At 38.2% G+C, this 17,298-nt stretch carries 14 protein-coding genes; 7 read left to right on the top strand and 7 right to left on the bottom strand.

All coding sequences use genetic code 11. From position 1 onward, the window contains the following. The first annotated feature begins 2 nt into the window (after nt 1-2). From ACEPSS_RS03335 to ACEPSS_RS03345, 3 genes are all read left to right on the top strand, one after another. Entirely contained in the window at nt 3-1,016 is a 1,014-nt protein-coding gene (locus ACEPSS_RS03335) for a uroporphyrinogen decarboxylase family protein (protein ID WP_395320169.1), read from the top strand. A 340-nt stretch (nt 1,017-1,356) separates the two neighbouring features. Then, a complete protein-coding gene (locus ACEPSS_RS03340) occupies nt 1,357-1,557 on the top strand; it encodes a 3,4-dihydroxy-2-butanone-4-phosphate synthase (RefSeq protein WP_395320171.1) in 201 nt (66 codons plus the stop codon). Nucleotides 1,558-1,585: 28 nt separating this feature from the next. Further along, nucleotides 1,586-1,978: a 3,4-dihydroxy-2-butanone-4-phosphate synthase gene (locus tag ACEPSS_RS03345; RefSeq protein WP_395320173.1), complete on the top strand. Its 393-nt coding sequence runs from the start codon at nt 1,586-1,588 to the stop codon at nt 1,976-1,978. Between the two features lie 326 nt (nt 1,979-2,304). Here the strand turns inward: ACEPSS_RS03345 and ACEPSS_RS03350 are convergent, their stop codons facing one another. The 4 genes from ACEPSS_RS03350 to ACEPSS_RS03365 form a co-directional block, all read right to left on the bottom strand. Further along, entirely contained in the window at nt 2,305-2,979 is a 675-nt protein-coding gene (locus tag ACEPSS_RS03350; protein ID WP_395320175.1) for an ABC transporter ATP-binding protein, read from the bottom strand. Nucleotide 2,980: 1 nt separating this feature from the next. Then, nucleotides 2,981-4,042, bottom strand: coding sequence for an ABC transporter permease (locus ACEPSS_RS03355; RefSeq protein WP_395320177.1), 1,062 nt, complete (start codon nt 4,040-4,042; stop codon nt 2,981-2,983). A gap of 1 nt (nt 4,043) precedes the next feature. After that, on the bottom strand, nt 4,044-4,556 hold the full coding sequence (locus ACEPSS_RS03360; RefSeq protein WP_395320179.1) for a TetR/AcrR family transcriptional regulator: 513 nt from the start codon (nt 4,554-4,556) through the stop codon (nt 4,044-4,046). A gap of 131 nt (nt 4,557-4,687) precedes the next feature. Further along, nucleotides 4,688-5,530 carry a DegV family protein gene (locus tag ACEPSS_RS03365; RefSeq protein WP_395320181.1) on the bottom strand — a complete coding sequence of 281 codons (843 nt, stop codon included), beginning with the start codon at nt 5,528-5,530 and terminating at the stop codon, nt 4,688-4,690. Between the two features lie 188 nt (nt 5,531-5,718). Here ACEPSS_RS03365 and ACEPSS_RS03370 point away from each other — a divergent pair, with 188 nt between their 5' ends. Next, on the top strand, nt 5,719-6,912 hold the full coding sequence (locus tag ACEPSS_RS03370) for an MFS transporter (RefSeq protein WP_395320183.1): 1,194 nt from the start codon (nt 5,719-5,721) through the stop codon (nt 6,910-6,912). A gap of 45 nt (nt 6,913-6,957) precedes the next feature. On the opposite strand, the gene ACEPSS_RS03375 is transcribed toward ACEPSS_RS03370, so the two are convergent. After that, the gene (locus ACEPSS_RS03375; RefSeq protein ID WP_395320184.1) at nt 6,958-9,651 is read right to left on the bottom strand and encodes an HAD-IC family P-type ATPase; all 2,694 of its coding nucleotides are present in this window, start codon (nt 9,649-9,651) and stop codon (nt 6,958-6,960) included. Between the two features lie 166 nt (nt 9,652-9,817). Here ACEPSS_RS03375 and ACEPSS_RS03380 point away from each other — a divergent pair, with 166 nt between their 5' ends. The 3 genes from ACEPSS_RS03380 to ACEPSS_RS03390 all read left to right on the top strand — a co-directional run bounded on the left by ACEPSS_RS03380 (nt 9,818) and on the right by ACEPSS_RS03390 (nt 13,608). Beyond that, nucleotides 9,818-12,085 carry an ATP-binding cassette domain-containing protein gene (locus ACEPSS_RS03380; protein WP_395320186.1) on the top strand — a complete coding sequence of 756 codons (2,268 nt, stop codon included), beginning with the start codon at nt 9,818-9,820 and terminating at the stop codon, nt 12,083-12,085. Nucleotides 12,086-12,221: 136 nt separating this feature from the next. Then, the gene (locus ACEPSS_RS03385) at nt 12,222-12,995 is read left to right on the top strand and encodes an amino acid ABC transporter substrate-binding protein (protein ID WP_395320188.1); all 774 of its coding nucleotides are present in this window, start codon (nt 12,222-12,224) and stop codon (nt 12,993-12,995) included. Next, nucleotides 12,988-13,608: a carbonic anhydrase family protein gene (locus tag ACEPSS_RS03390; protein ID WP_395320190.1), complete on the top strand. Its 621-nt coding sequence runs from the start codon at nt 12,988-12,990 to the stop codon at nt 13,606-13,608. The genes ACEPSS_RS03385 and ACEPSS_RS03390 overlap by 8 nt, the downstream gene beginning before the upstream one ends. Before the next feature lie 50 nt (nt 13,609-13,658). Here ACEPSS_RS03390 and nrdI read toward each other — a convergent pair whose 3' ends face one another. Together nrdI and ACEPSS_RS03400 are read right to left on the bottom strand one after the other, a co-directional pair. Further along, nucleotides 13,659-14,126 carry a class Ib ribonucleoside-diphosphate reductase assembly flavoprotein NrdI gene (gene nrdI / locus ACEPSS_RS03395; RefSeq protein WP_395320192.1) on the bottom strand — a complete coding sequence of 156 codons (468 nt, stop codon included), beginning with the start codon at nt 14,124-14,126 and terminating at the stop codon, nt 13,659-13,661. 115 nt (nt 14,127-14,241) lie between these two features. Next, a complete protein-coding gene (locus tag ACEPSS_RS03400; protein ID WP_395320194.1) occupies nt 14,242-17,280 on the bottom strand; it encodes a YfhO family protein in 3,039 nt (1,012 codons plus the stop codon). Nucleotides 17,281-17,298 lie beyond the last annotated feature (18 nt).

Genomic DNA, 17,298 nt, shown 5'->3' on the forward strand with positions numbered 1-17,298 from the left:
TTATGTCAAAAGAACAACTGATTAATGTATTTACCGGTAAAAATGAGGATTTTATTCCCTTTTCTGTATGGCATCATTTCAATCCCAATGAACACATTGAAGCCACGGATGATGATGATATTTTAAAAAACGATTTGGAAAAAGAGATCAACTATGTAGATAATATTAATCCTGATTTCATAAAATTAATGAATGACGGATTGTTTACCTATGATTTCAATGGGGTTACTAATCCTAGGGATATAGATGATTTAAAGAATATTAAACCAATCAATGATAATGATAAATGGCTAAAAAAACAAACTGATTTAATCACCAAACAATTAGAAAAAATTGGAAAAGATAAATTGGTATTAAGCAATGTATTTTCTGCAGTTACACTTTTTAAATGGAAATTAGTTGAAGATACTCCGGAAAAAGACCTTGCTGAAGCAGACCATCTTTTTGCAAATTTATATATTGAAAATCCTGAAGTAATTTTAAATGCTTTAAAAACAATTAACCAAGATATCAAAAAGCAAATTAAGACGGAAAAATCTGCCGGCGTTGATGGAGTTTTATTTAGTACCCAAGAAATTCAAGATGATAGAATTACCAAAGAATTTTTTGATACTGTTCAAAAACCACTCGATTTAGAATTGGTCGATGAAATTAATCATCAATTCGACGTCAGTATTCTTCATATTTGTGGTTTTGATGAAGCTAAAAGTCATCTTCCATGGTTTACGGATTATAATTTACCGGTAGTTAATTGGTCTACATCAACTGATGATTATACTCTTGGAGAAGGTAAAAAATTATTTAAGGACAAAGTTGTCTTTGGTGGTCTCGGAAATACTACTAATGATGTTTTATTTAAAGGTAGTAAGGAAGAGATTGAAGATGAAATTAATAGTATTTTAGATGAAGCAGGGACAGATCGGGTGATAATTGGTGCTGATTGTACCGTTCCGCGTGAGACTCCATTTGAGCACATAAAATGGGCCAATGATGCAGTGCATAATTATAAAAATTAATGTCATGGAAAAAGAAAATTTTTTTGTGCAATTTTACTGGTTTAGTTAATAAACAAAGCGAATTTTATGGATTCCGCTTTAAATTTAACGAAGCAGTTCAATTAATTAAGTTAATTAAATAACATTTTACAAAAAACGAACGTTGTATTTATAAAATTCGTTTTTTGTTCGTAAAAATATGTTTACATTGACCTAAAAACATGTTTTAATGATTAATATCAAGAGAAAGGAGAACATAGTCAGAAATAACATAGTAAATTGTCGTAATTTTCAGAAAGATTTCTGTTTGATTTTGCAAATTAGTTGATTACTGTTAATGCCAATTATAGGAGGCGGAAAAATGTTACAAACTGATGTTAAAGAAAGAATGGAACAAGCAATTCAAGATTTAAAGGCTGGAAAATTAATTGTGGTGCAAGACGATGTTGATCGTGAAGGCGAAGGGGATTTAATTGGAGCAGCTGAATTTGTTACTCCAGAAAACGTTAATACAATGGTTACCAAAGCCAAAGGATTACTCTGTGCCCCCAGTTGGCCCTGAAGTTGCAGCACGACTAGGAGTTGAACCAATGACTACTGATGTTGATGCTTTTGGGACTCCCTTTTCCGTTGGGTTAGATGCTAAGACCACTTCTACTGGAGTTTCAGCATTTGATCGGGCTAAAACCATTAAAACTTTAGCAGATAAGACCGCTACTTATGATAGCTTTTATCATCCAGGTCACATTTTTCCCTTGTTAGCAAAAGCCGGTGGCGTTTTAGAACGAAATGGTCATACTGAAGCAGCCGTTGATTTAGCTAAATTAGCTGGTGCTGAACCAGTTGGTTACATCATTGAAATTTTAAAAGATGACGGTACCATGGCACGAACTGCTGACTTAGAAAAATTTGCTGAACAAGAAGATTTAACTTTAATCAGTATTGCCGATTTACAAGCCTATTTAAGTGATTTAAATCAATAATACATAAAAAACAGTTCCGATAATTTTCGAAAAAATTATTGTCGGAACTGTTTTTTGTTAATATTATTTTTAAAATGAGCTAAGTTAATCAAAGATTGGTCAAAAAAAGACCAAAAAAAATAACCGTCTTAGCTTCGTACAGCTAACGGTTATCTAACCAAAACACTGTCACCGTCTTAAACGGGATCTCTAAGACTAGGCATGTTACCGCATGTCTAGTCTTTTTCTATACATAATTATAGCATGATTGGATAAAATGTAAATAATTAAAGACGGTCAAAAAATAAACCGATTAACATTAATCTGTTAGTCGGTTATTTTTACAATTATTTAAGCAAGCTCATCCTGCCATCCACTAAATTATAGATATGGTCAGCGTATTGGTTAACTCGGTCATCATGAGTAACGACGATAACCGTCTTTTGGGCTTTTTTCGCCAAATCAGAAAGTAACTGACAAACTTCGGTAACCCTTTTACTATCTAAAGCCGCCGTGGGTTCATCGGCTAAGATGATATCGGGCTGGGTATAGAGTCCCCGAGCAATCGTTACTCGTTGACTTTGCCCACCTGATAATTCATTAGGAAAATGATCAATTACGGAATCCAAACCCAATTGGGACAATAATTTTGTTAATTGAGCTTGATCTAAGTTACCGGTAGGGCGAACTTTATCAACTAACGTAAACTGTTCCTGCACCGTCAAAAATGGAACTAAATCATGAGCTTGTAAAATAAAACCAAGTTTATTCAAACGGAATTGGTCTTTTGCTTCACTCTTGAGCTGGTCAACGCGGGTTTGGAGTAGCTCAACTGATCCAGAATTGGGATTACGTAAGGCTCCCATAATCGTTAATAAGGTACTTTTCCCAGATCCAGATGGTCCCATGATAATAATTAGTTCACCTGCATGAGCTGTGAAATTGATGTTATTTAAAACTTTAAATTGATTGTCACCTTCACCAAAACTTTTATTGATATTCGTTAATTTAATGGTTTCCATATTAGCCTCCAATTGCTTCTGCGGGATCAATTCGCATAATCATTAATGATGGCACGACTGCTCCAATCATCGCTGTTACAAAGAGACCACCAATTGCTAAACCGATGACTGGGATGCTGAATTGAATTGGCACAGCAGCGGGTAAGACCATAATAGTACCAATTGTTAGGACTAAACTAGCGATGATTCCCATTCCGACTAATAAAGCAGATTGAATTAAGGTTGATCTTACAAGAAAACCAGCGGGAATTCCTTGAGCACGTAAAACAGCATAATTATCGATTTTTTGCATCGTCAAAATGTATAAAAAGACGGCAATGACAATGAGTGAGATAATCATTAAGAATCCAATCATAAAACTAAACGTAAGGTTTTGAGCCGAATATCCGGGTAGATTTTGAATGACCGTTTGGACATTGTAACTGTGAAGTTGGTCGTTATGACTAGTTAATTTTTGTTTACTAATTACGGCGTTTCCGGCAATGCTATTATCTAAACCACTGATTTGGTGCCAATCGTTTAAGTTACCGTAAAGAATCGGAGCAATGTTCAATTTAGCATTTTTGGTAAATCCAACAATTTTGTATTTAGTCGTAGAAGAGTTTAGTCTAAGTTCGTCACCAAGTTTGTACCCATTTTGCTCGAATTGAGTATCAACGACGACTTCATGGGGTTTAGTAGCTGCTTTGCCACTACTGATTTTTAAGTCTTTAAAGATATATTGATTAGAATTAAGTCCAACAAACTGACCAGAAATCTTTTTGTGACTAGTTCCGGTAACGACGACCGGTGTGTCACCGATCACAGCCGATTTTTGGTCATTTAAATCCATTTTTTGAACTTGATCAGCCATAATTTTTGATTGGGAAATGTTGATATTAGCGTCTTTGTTTAAAACAATTGACCTTGGTTCCCAAGTATTGATGGCCTGCGTATTTTGACCAGCCAAACCAATTGCTAAACTAGTTAAAATGAAGATTAGATAGCCGACTAGCATAATCATCAAAGTGATTAAGCCGTACCTTAATTTATCGTGTTTAATTTCTTTCCAAGCTAAAAACATATTAGGCTCCTTTGAATAGTTGTTTTAAACTAACGGTCAAAAACTGTAAATATTGATGTTCTTGGTCGGGATGTAGTAAACAATCTTTAATTGTTTGATGCACCAAAATATTTGAAGACCATTGGGCTGGGGTAAGTTTAGTCACATCAGGTTGATAAAGAGCAGGTAATAAATATTGATTTTTTTGATAATAAAGTTTGATAAAATCATGATATTTACTATCGCGTTGTTGATTCACAAATTCCTGAATGGTTTGAATGATGGAATCAGCCTCTAAGTCACGATAATTAAAAGGCTGATGAATACTTTTCATGGCTAAGCCAAAGACGTATTGGTAAGCATCCGTTAAGTTAGCAAAGTACTTATAAAATGCTCCGCGAGCAATCTCAGCCTGTGCGACAATCGTGGAAATTTTAGCATCGTTTAAACTATCAGTTGAAAAGACGGTCAATAAAACATTCGTAATTCGTTCTTTTTTCTCATCTTTCAAGTTAAAAAAGGTCGTAGTTGGCATTAAAAATATCTCCTTATCATCAAATAGTGCCATGGTGTCACTTAATGTAATTATCATAATCCAAATAGTGACACGGCGTCAACTAATAAAACTAAAAAAGCCCAACTTTAGTTAAAAAGTTGAGCTTATGATTATTTATTAAAAATTATTGAGAATCCACCAGGACCAACGTGGGTCATAATAACTGGACTAGTAAGTCTTACTAAGACATTAATATCAGGGCGGGCTTGGTTGATTTCAGCTTTGATTTCTTCTGCATCTTCAGTCGAATCAACGCAGGAAAGTCCGACTTCAGTAGTGTTGGGGTTATCAATAATTTCTTTGACTAACTCATCACGGACTTTTCTAAGTTTTTTGGCACCACGACACTTAGCGTAAAATTCAAGCTTACCATCTTTAACTTCTAAGACAACATTTAATTTAATTAATGATGAAATGAAACCAACTGCTCGGCTAGCACGACCACCTTTAACTAAGTAATCAAAACTTTTAATGAACACAAAGGTTTTAATCTTTTGGCGATAAGCTTTAACTGCAGTTACAATTTCATCCGGTGTTTTACCTTCTTTAATTAAGCGGGCCGCTTCAAGAACTTCAAGACCGAGGCCTCGGTCAGTAGTTTCACTGTCAATGACGCGAATATCACCGTCAACTTGTTGAGCTGCTGAAGCCGCAGTTTCAACGGTTCCACTTAAAACGGGAGCTAAATCAAGACAAATGATGGTTCCATCTGGATCTTTTTCCATTATAGAAGAAAAAGTATTAATGAATTGGCCTAAAGCTGGTTGACTGGTTTTGGGAAATTCACTTTCATCATCATGTAGCATTTCAGAAAATTGTTTTCTGGTAATATCAACGTTATCCTCAAAGGTTTTTCCTTCAAAAGAAACTTGGAGCGGAACAATTTCAATGTGATTTTGTTCAATTTCTTCAGGAGTTAATTGAACAGTTGAATCAGTTACGATATGAATCATAGTATACTTCCTTTCAACTAATGCTTAGATTAGTCTTGATGTATTTTATTTGCTTAGATTAGTCTTGATGTATTTTATTATAGTAGAAATGCAATGATTTTAACACTCTCAAAGCAGGGCAACCCTTTTTAAAAAAGGCAATCTGTGCGAAAATGAAGCTAACGAACTAAATGTAAGGGGATGAATAAATGGCAATCAAACCAAGAAGTGAAATTAGACTAAGTTCGGTCTTAATTTATTCTTTATTATTAAATTCCGGCGCAGCCTTAATGTGGCCGTTAATCACCGTTTACATGCACAATACTTTGCATGAGTCACTAACGGTGGCGGGAATTGTAATGTTTATCATGTCGTGTTTTATGGTAATCGGTAATTACCTAGGCGGCATCTTTTTTGATCGTTGGTCACCCTATAAGTCAGCCATCATCAGTATCATCGTTGCCATGTTGCCAATTATGTTGTTAGTTTTTTTCAACGGCTGGCCCATGTTTGCCATCTTACTCTTTGTCTATGGAATTGGTGAAGGTGCTAGTTTAACGATTTTAAATTCCTATGCTGCTAAAGTCCGTTCCAAAAGTACCCGGTACGTTTTTAATTCCTTGTACATTGGGATTAACGTCGGGGTGGTAGTCGGAACAACCGCGGTCGGATATTTAATGAAATTCGGGGTACCAGTCGTCTTCAGTGTGGCTAGTTTCTTTTACGTTATTTTATTATTAATGACCATCTTTGAGTTTAAGGTTGATTTTTCAAAAGCGCAACCACGGGTCACACATAATGTTAAACAAAGTCAGGGTGAAAAGCCGGTCAACCCTTTAGCGTCAAGGCTTATCTTCAGTATTTGTATGATGGTTTTTTGTATTTACTTAAGTTACACATTGTGGGAAAGTGTCATGCCAGTTCACATGGAAAGTTTGCAGATTTCATTTGAAAAATACAGTTATATTTGGCCAATTAATGGACTACTAATCGTCTTTGTTCAGCCCATTATCAACCGCATTGGACGTCATTTTAAAATGGTACACCAAGTTGCCTTGGGAGTATTTATCTTTGCTTTAAGCTTTTTCATGTTGATTTTTGCTAAACAATATGCATGGTTTATCGTGATCATGATTATCTTAACCTTTGGGGAAATGAACGGGTTACCATCGATTCCCGCCTGGATTGATAATCTAGCTGATGAGAAACAAAAGGGCAGATATCAAGGGATGTTCAATATCTTTATGTCCTTTGGTCGAGCCGTTGGTCCCTTATTTGGGGGAATCTTAGTAGAGTGGTTAAACTACGGAGCTTTGTTTGGAATTTCGGGATTATTAATTATCCTTTCGTTACTCTTTGTTTTATGGCAAAATCGTAAATTTGAAAAATATGAAGCATCATAAAAAAACTGGAATTCCGAGAAGGAGTTCCAGTTTTTGTTTTTTTAATTATAAAATTGGGAGCTGGTGCTTTTTCCGCCAGGCTTTGTTACTTTCCGATACTAGTAAGACGGGGAGACTAGCTACCACGACAATTAACCATTGGGTGATTGTAAGTCCGCTAGTCGAGAAAACGCCGTTCATAAAAGGCACGTAAGTAAAGATTAGTTGTAACAAAATCATGGCTAAAATGGAAACGTAGGCCATCTTATTTGATAGCAAGACTTGCTTCGAAAGTGCTGCTGCCGTGGTCCGAATGTTGAAGAGGTAAAAAATCTTACCAAAGATAATGATATTAACGGCCATGGTGCTGGCAATCAAAAAGGGAATGTGAAGGCGTTCGGTAATCGCAAAGACGATTAAAGCCATCCCAGCAATGATTAAGCTGACGTAAATCATTTGGAAAACGTCGTGTCGATTCATCAATTTTTGATATTTACTCCGAGGAGGTCGTTGCATTAGGTTCGGTTCGGCTGGTTCAAAAATGAAAGCTAATTGAATCGTAACCGCTGAAACCATATTAATCCACAACAGTTGCGTAGGCGTTAAAGGCATTGGTTGCCCCAGTAAAATACTGATTAACACGATTAAGCCTTCCGCAAAACTGGTTGGTAATAAGAATAAGATGGTCTTTTTAATGTTGTCATAGAGCCGACGTCCTTGCGCAATCGCGACTTCAATGGTTGAAAAATCATCATCGGCTAAAATCACATCGGCTGATTCCTTGGCCACGTCAGTTCCTTTAACTCCCATCGCGATTCCAATGTCCGCTTTTTTCAAGGCCGGAGCATCATTAATTCCATCACCCACCATCGCGGTCACGTTTCCGTTTTGTTGGTAAGCTTCCACAATTTTTAACTTATCAAAAGGCGTGGTCCGTGCAAAGACGGAGTACTGGTCAACGACCTTAGCTAACTCATCAACGGAAAGGGCATTGACTTCGGGCCCCGTCATCGTTTTGATTTCATTGGCTAAGCCCAGTTTTTGCCCAATCGCAGTGGCGGTTTCCGGACTATCACCGGTAATCATCTTAACTTTGATACCAGCAGTCCGCATTTCGGCAATCGTTTGAATGACTTCCGGACGGGGTGGGTCAATGATTGCCACTAATCCTAAGAAGTTGATTCCTGATTTCGCAATTGATGCTGTAGTAATTTGCTCAGTGGTAGCATCGACCGGTAAATAACCGACGGCAATTACTCGTTTTCCGGTTTTGGCAAATTGGGCAACTTTTTTGGTCCAACTAGCCGCATCAAAGTCAGGATGAGCAATCGTTGCTAATTTAAATAAGGTCGTTGGCGCACCTTTGATCGCTAAGACACGTTGGTTAGGGAACTGCACTAGTTTAGCAATGTAGCGATAATCTGAATCAAACGGAATTCGGTCAATTTCAGCGGGAACCTTAGGATCGGTACCAAAGGCCTTGTAGTAAGCAGTTACAAAGGCCGCATCGGTCGGTTCACCGTTGATTTCCCACGTCTTGGTATCGGGATCTTGGAAAACTAAGGCATCATTAGCTAAAAAGCCCATTTCTAATAGTTGCTTTAATTCGGGGTGCTGAGCCGGATCAACTGGTTGTTGGTCTAAAGTAAACGATCCGGCTGGATTATAACCATTTCCGGTGACCGTAAAGTGTTCGTCACCGACTAACACGTCTTGAATTGTCATTTCGTTTTTGGTTAAAGTTCCCGTTTTATCGGTCGCGATGATATCAATCGCACCTAAAGTTTCCGCGGCTGGTAAAGTTTTAACAATCGCATGTTCTTTAGTTAGTTTTTGAGCACCGGCTGCCAAGATAATGGAAGTGGCCGCTGGTAAACCTTCTGGCATTGAACCCACAATCATTGTGATAATGGCCATCGCTAGGACGGGAATTGCATAAATTTGCAAAAACATTCCAAAAACGAATAAAACGACAGAAGAAATAATGATAAACCAAGAAATTCCCGCTCCCAATTGATCGAGTTCTTTGGTTAGCGGTGATTTTTGGTGTTTCATTTCTTGCACACTGGTTGAAATTTTTCCGATTTCGGTATTTTCCCCAGTAGCAACTACGATTCCTAATCCACTACCATTAGTAACTCCCGTTGAGGCAAACGCCATGTTAGTTTGATCAGTAATGGGGGTCTTAAGTGGCAAGGGAGCAATCGTTTTCTCTACGGAATTAGATTCCCCAGTTAACGAGGCTTCTTGAATCCGTAAGTTATCTAAATCAACCAGGCGTAAATCGGCCGGAACGTTATCTCCAGCTTCTAGGTAAACCACATCACCGACCACTAGATCACGGGCTAGCATTTGGGTTCTAGTTCCATTACGATAAACGTTCGTTTCGGCAGATAACAAGGTTTTGATTTTTTCGAGTGCGTTACTAGCTTTAATTTCTTGGGCAAAACCAATCAACGCGTTAATGATAATTACGATGGTGATAACGCAAGAATCAGAATAGTGTCGCATCAGCAAGGTAAAAATGGCAGCCAATATTAAAATGTAAATAATAATATTGTTAAACTGTTGAATTAAAATTTGCCATTTCGGCACTGGCTTACTATCTAATTCATTGTATCCATCTTTTTTTAACCGAGCTTTTGCCTCGGCAGTTGTTAGTCCCGTGGCTATATCAGTCTGAAATTCATCAATGATGACTTGCTCAGGTTGATGATAGAATTCGGGACTCGTCGGCTTCGGTTTTTCTTTTTGCGGCACTTTTTTCTCCTTTATTAAATCCAAGTTTTTCTACAATAATAGTTTAAGCATATAAGGAAGTCTAACTAATTGTCAACTTTTTAGCTGATAGCAGGCTTATTGGTGGCTCAAAGTAGCAAAGCATAATATGATAGGTAGTAAGAGAATCAAAGATTGTGAGGATATTATGGCTGAAAATTATTATCGTAACCAAATTGAAGTTTCAGATGCACACCAAAATAATTTAAAACACGTTAACATTGATTTACCTAAGCATGAAATTACCGTTTTTCTAGGGGAATCAGGATCAGGGAAATCATCCTTAGTTTTTGATACGGTGGCCGCAATGTCACGGCGAGAACTAAACGAAACTTTTCCGAGTTTTTCCCAACAATATCTTCCTAAATATGGACAACCCAACGTTGGAGATATTCGTAATTTGCCAGTGGCAATTGCGATTGAGCAAAAACAACTAACCGGGAATGCCCGGTCAACGTTAGCTACCTATACTGGAATGTATTCGTTACTTCGGCTCCTCTTTTCGCGAGTGGGGGATAAATTTGTGGGTTATTCGGAAGTATTTTCGTTTAACTTACCACAAGGAATGTGTCCGCACTGTGAGGGATTAGGCTACGTTGATGATATTGATGAAAGTAAATTAATTGATCCAGAAAAATCATTGAACGATGGTGCTTTAACGTTCGTGAGTTTTAAGCCAAAGAGTTGGCGTTGGCGGCGTTATGGGGATTCTGGTTTATTTGATAACAATAAAAAAATCAAAGACTATACCCCAGAAGAGTATGAATTATTGATGCATGCGCCCAAATTACCATTTCCTAATTCACCGCAAGCCTTTAAGAGTAAGGATTACGAAGGGTTAGTTCCGCGAATTATGCGTTCGATTATTCATAGTTCCGAAGGTAAGCATCATAAGGCAGCGATTGATGCCGTGGTAACTCGTCATGATTGTCCCGTTTGTCACGGAACGCGTTTGAACAAACGAGCTTTGAGCGTCCGAATTAATGACGTCAACATTGCCGAAGCAACTCAAATGAATTTGGTTCAATTTTTGGAATTCTTAGATGGCGTGACTGATCCATTGGGTGCCGAAATTGTTCGGAGTTTACAGGTGAAAGTGCAACCATTAGTTGATATTGGACTAGGTTATTTAACCTTAGACCGAATTACCAGTACTTTATCTGGTGGAGAGGTCCAACGAATCAAAATTGCCAAACATTTAACTAATGCGCTTTCTGATATTTTGTACGTCTTTGATGAACCCAGTGTGGGACTTCATCCTCATGATATTGAATTAATCAAAAAAGCGTTGGTTAGCTTGAAGGAAAAAGGAAACACCGTGTTTGTGGTGGATCATAATCCAGCCATTTTCTCAATCGCCGACCACGTTGTCGAAGTGGGACCCGAATCAGGAGCAAATGGTGGGAAGATTACTTTCCAAGGTACTTTCCCTGAACTCAAAAATTCTGATACTTTAACGGGGGAATGGCTTCGGAAAAAACACTCCTTTGGAAAAGTTATCGCGCCCAAACAGTTTGTCGATTTAGAACACGTTAGTTTGCATAACTTAAATGACGTGAGCGTTAAAGTCCCAATGGGGATTATGACGGTCTTTTCTGGAGTGGCAGGTTCGGGTAAATCTTCCTTGTCTCAAGCTTTAAAGGATAAATTAAACGGGAATTACGTTGATTTGACCCAAAAGACGGCGGGAATTAGTATTCGTTCAACTCCAGTTACCTATTTGGATATCTTGAATCCAATTCGGCGGTTATTTGCCAAAGCCAACGACGTTTCTACGCAACTCTTTAGTTATAACGGAAAAGGAGCTTGTCCGCGTTGTAAAGGTAAAGGAGTGACGATTACCGATATGGCGTTCATGGATCCGGTTAAGCAAGTTTGTGAAGTCTGTGGCGGAAAACGGTACAGTAAAGAAGCGTTGAGTTACAAGTACCACGGCAAAGACATCGCTGAAGTATTGGCAATGTCAGTGGCCCAAGCTCAAGAATTCTTCTTAGGGGACCGCGACATTGAAGCTCCGTTAGCACGGATGCGTCAAGTTGGCCTAGATTACCTAGGACTTGATCAAGCCTTAACGACTGTTTCTGGTGGGGAATTACAACGACTTCGGTTAGCCCAAACTCTTGGTGAAAAGGGACAAACTTACTTCCTTGATGAACCCACTGCGGGACTTCATATGAAAGATACCGATAAGTTAGTTAAACTTTTCCGCAACATGGTTAAACGCGGGGATAGTTTAATCATCGTCGAACATAATTTAGACGTGATTAGTCAAGCCGATTGGTTGATTGATATTGGTCCGGGAGCAGGAATCTACGGAGGAAACGTGTTGTATAGCGGGACTCCAGCTGGTTCAGAAAACGATCTTGAATCATTTACTGGTCGCGCGCTCAAGACTTATATGGCCGAAAATAGATAACATTCCTTTACATTAAAATTAAATAATGTTTTAATATTACTAACAAAAAGAAAGTACTGGTTAAACTAAAAAAATGTTTTAGTTTGGCTGGTTCTTTTTTGTGAAAAAACTAAGGTTATTAGATGAGGGAAAAGAAATGAAGAAAAAATTAGGTTTACTTTTAACAGTTGGCTTGGCAGCGTTGGTATTAGTGGCTTGTGGTAGTAAAAGTAACCAAGCCGATACCAAAACTCCAGGAACTTTAACGATTGGGATGGAAGGAACGTATGCCCCTTATGCTTATCGGGATAAGTCTGGTAAATTAACCGGATTTGAAGTGGAGTTAGCCCGTGAAACTGCGAAAAGAATGGGTTTAAAACCTAAGTTTGTGACCACTGGATGGGATTCCTTGATTGCTGGCTTAGGTTCTAACCAATACGACGTAATTTTCAACGATATGTGGGTTAATCCAGCGCGAAAGAAGCAATTTAGATACGCTACACCTTACATTTATTCCAAGAGTGTGTTGATTTCTAAACCTGGTTTAAAGTTGGACAACTTAAAAGGTAAAACAATTGCGGCCGGAACTGGTACCGAAAACTGGACCACTGCCGAAAAATTAGGTGCCCACGTGGTTGCTGCACCAGATTTCCAAACTGATATGGATATGATTAATCAAGGACGTGCGGATGGAGCCGTGAATTCAGAAGCTGCCTTCAACTACTGGAAGAAGAGCCACAAAGATAGCGACTTAACTTACCAAGTCATTCCTGATAAATACATCAAGATTGAACCAATTGCTCCAATGCTAAACAAAAAATCAACGAAACTTACTAAAGAAATGGACAAAGCACTTAAGGCCGAACAAAAAGACGGGACCATTAAGAAGCTTTCCCTTAAATACTTTGGTAAAGATTTGACCCATGAATAAAATGTTAAATTATGATAAGCAAATGGATTGGCAACCAGTTAATGATTATTGGCAATCACCCGTTGATTTTCGAAAATCAGATGTTGAAGTGGAAAGTGAAGCATTGACTTTTTTCATTCAACAGCCGTTGCGGATCACGAAAATTGAAAATTTAGGAAATAACTTGAAATATAAAGGATATGGATCAGCTGAAATTTTGCAGCGTCCGTATCAATTTCAACAAGTCCATTTTCACCATCCGGCGGAACATTTAATTGACGGTCAAGCGGCGGCCGTAGAAGTTCATTTTGTGTTTGAAAGTTCGATTGGACAAGTCTTAGTTTTAGCTTTGTTGTTTAAAATCGGGCAAGTTAGTTCGTTAGTACAGCAGTTGGTGGAACAAAAAGTTGCTAAATTAGAGCTAACTCTTCCGCAGAGTAGTGAAGTTTACCATTATTTAGGTTCGTTAACGACGCCACCTTTGCTACCAGGCGTTGAATGGTTAGTGGTTTCTAGTGATCAATTAACCATTAGTCAAGAACAAATGAATTGGTTTACCGAGCATTTTCCAACAAACGCTCGACAAGTTCAACCTTTGCAAAATCGAAAAATTGAAATGCTAAAAAATAAATAAGTCCAAACAAAAACCTTCCCACAGTCAGTTTGTGAGAAGGTTTTTTGGATTTATTGAGTAACTTCTTTAGTTCTTGCAACCATATCTGCATAGATTCGTTTAATGTCTTTATCGTTTCCTCGTAGTTCATAGTCAGCTAAGAAAGGCACGTTAAAACGCTTGGCGTAGCGTTTTGCAGTTAGGCAATACTGCACGTTGAAATTCTTATTACCGCTCCCGATAATCCCTAAGCAGTGTTGGGCGTTATCGTGATAAGCAAGATATTCGCCTAAAATGGTCGTCATGATTTCGATGACGTTATCACCCGTGCCATCACCACCAAAGAGGTAGGTCGGAACGGAAGCAAAGTATGGTTCCGTTTCATCGGCAAAGTCTGTTTGCTCACTAATTTCCGTTGCAGTTACTAATGGCAAAGCAGGGTCATTTTGATGTTGTGTTTGGGCATAGTTTACTAAATTTTCCGCAAAATTACGGGTGTTTCCAGTATTTGAGATAAAAATAAGTTTGATTGATTTCATAATAGCCTCCCAGTCGTACCCTCTTATTTTACGCGTTTAAAACTAAAATTTCATGTAGGGTTTGAAGGACAAAAGTAGCCAAAAAGCGACCTAATCGGATTAGGCCGCTTTAAAATTATTTTTTAATTTTTTTCAAATACCAGGTCATGCCGCTAATACTTAAAACGATTAGTAAGCTAACTAGGCTAATCATTTTCCCAATTAATAGTCCAGGCGTTTGGTAAGTTAATTTAATGTGATGAGTTCCAGCGGGAATGATTCCCCCGACAAAGGCTTGGTTAACCACTTTTGTAGGAGCTGGTTTTCCGTCAATCATTATTTTCCAACCACTAGAATAGGGAATGGAAGTGGTCAAAACTGACTTATGAGCGTTATGACTAATCCCAGTTACTTGGTTATGGTCTTGCTTAATGTGCGTTAAACCGTTTGCCTGTACTTGCTTAATTTGGGCTTCGTAGTTTTTATCAAACGGTACTGCAATAATTCGAGCACGCTTAAAGTGTAGCGAATTGACCCCAGTATATTTAAGGGTAATTTGTTTACGTTCCTTAGTTGAGTAACCTAGGTTAATTAACGCTTGCTTTTTAGGCAAGTAATTCGATAACTCATCGGTTCCTAATTGCGTCACCGCGTTCGTCATGCCTTTAGTGGCAGCCGTTAAAACAAAGCTACCATTATTGTAAGTGGAAATGTTTTTCCGGAAGTAATTCAGCTGATCGAATTTAGTTTCAGCCTGATTATTCAAGGCGTTCCGATTACTTTTAATTGCATTAATTTGATCATCATTATCGTAATCGGCTTGAATTCCATCTAATTCCAAATATAATTCCGCATGCTTCGTTTTCTGTGGTTGGTCAATCGTAAGGGAAGTGGGAATTGCTTTGCCTAAGGCATCTCGGGTTAAATAATGTAGTCCCGTTTGATTTTTGGTTTTTAAATCAGTTTCAATTTTTTGGTTTTGTTTTAAGATTGCAGCAATTTTATCGGATGATGCGTAGTACACGTTTGGCGAGGCCAACTGGTTCGTTTTTTTCGCAAAATCAGATTGATCCAGTTGAGCTTGAGTCGTCAATAAATCAGTCGTATCAAAGTTAACGGCATATTTTAAGCGCTTCGTTTGACTGTGATAATTGAGTTGCTGAAGGCCTTTGACAGGCTTAGATAAATTAGCAGCTTGAATTAAAGCCTGTTCTTTATCGTTGGCTGATAATTGGTTAAAGGTGTGATTAGTAATTAATTTGGTTTGCGTGTACAGCAAAGGTAAAGCGTTTTGGTTTTTGGCTAAAACCGTGCCAAGGGCATTGGGGTCACTGGCTACTTGGCTCCCGTTTTGGAATAACTTAGGGTGTTGCTGGCGATCACGAACTAGTTTAAAGCCAAAGGGTAATGATTTTTCGGCTTTATCCGAACGAAGGAACATATATTTAACGCCAAACAAATTCTCAAGCGAAGAACGGTAGTCATTTTGGGCGACGGGAGCGTTTTGGGTAAACTGATTATTTTGCACGAGACGTTCTAACTTACCGACGTAACCATTTTCCACCGTTAAATAAGATGCAATATCGTGGGTGCCTAAAATCATGGGAAGATTCGAAGCCGCGTTGAAAAAGTCCGTGTTGATAAAGCTATCCCGGTCGTCCGGGAAGTAGTGATACTTAGGTCCGATGGTAGTTCGATAGGTTTTTAACTTGGGTTTTACATATTGATTGGCACCGTCATAATAGTTATTGGTGTATTCAGCCGCCATTTTTTGGTTCAGCATCCCCTTGGCATAGCCACTACTATCAGGACTGTAAAAACCAATTCCTAGGGAAATTAAATTGAGGGTCACTAACGCTAAGACGCTCCCAATGATAATTTGTGGTTTCCAGTGGAAAAGTTGGGCAGCAAATAAGATTCCTAGTAACACGAATAATAAGAAATATTCACTAAAATCATGGCGACGAACTTTAAAAATAAACCCATTACCAAGCCAAATTAAACTGATTAAACTGAGGGAACTAAGTGCAAAAATCATTAAATCGCGTTTAGTTAGGCTAGTAATCTGATCTGCAAGGACTGCAGTTGCTAAGCCAATTGGTAACAAAATTAGGGAAGTCCAGCGATTTGAGGGAGAAGCAAAGGCATTAAAGACTGAGCTAAAGGCTGGTAGTAAGATACCAATTAATGCCACGATTAAGCCCCATTTAAGCGCCGCATATTTTTTGAAATGACTAAACGTGTAAACGACAGCTAAAAAGCTGAATCCGCTAATGCCAATTAACAACCAGAAATTAAAGGCTCCGCCGAGACCGAGAATTTTACCCGGAAGATTCAAATAATAACTAGTCGGGTAGGTTAAATAACCGTTGGCAAAGACGTTTTTAATCCGCGTTGATTTGAAAGCATAGAGCATCGTGGGCACGAATAAAACACTGGATAAGCCAATCCCACCCAGAATAGCGCCAATTAATTTTAGCAAACTAGCTTTGCAGTGAAACCAAGGGGCTTTTCTGACAGAAAAATAGCGAATGATGACATAAATCATACAGCCGAGGCCTAAAATGTACGCAAAGTAAAAATTACTTAAAAAGGTAATCAGAGTCGCTAACAATAACCAAAGTGGCGATTGATTGTGGATGATTTTTTCAATCCCGAGTGCTAAAAGGGGAAAGAAAATCAACGGTAAAATGAAGAACGCATGATGAAGACCAGCGTATAAAGCGTAACTTCCAAAGGTATAAGTCAAAGCACTAATAACGAGGCTATATTTTTTAAAGTTAAATTGTTTGGCATATAAAATAAAAGCTAGCCCGGCACAATAAAGACGAAGTAAAACTAAAAAACCATATCCCTGTTCAATTTGGCTTTTGGGAAAGAACACGATGAGATAGTTAAATAAGTCGCCGACCACATAGTAAGAAAAGCTGGTTAGTTGATCAGCTCCCAGGCCAATTTCCCAGGACCAGTGCGTTAAGCCTTGGGAAGGATGATGGATAAAGTTAACTAAGAGATCATGAAAACTAACTAAAATGGGATAATGTTGGGCAATTCCATCAAAGCTCCAAATTAATGAAGTGTTCGTTAGGGAAAACATAAAAGCAAAAGTCGAGGTAATTACAGCAAACAAAATGGTGTAACCCAGCCACGCTGGTATTTTTTTAATTGCGTTCATTATTATTCTCCTTAAATA

The organism is Fructilactobacillus frigidiflavus (assembly GCF_044054575.1).
Taxonomy (GTDB): Bacteria; Bacillota; Bacilli; order Lactobacillales; family Lactobacillaceae; genus Fructilactobacillus; species Fructilactobacillus frigidiflavus.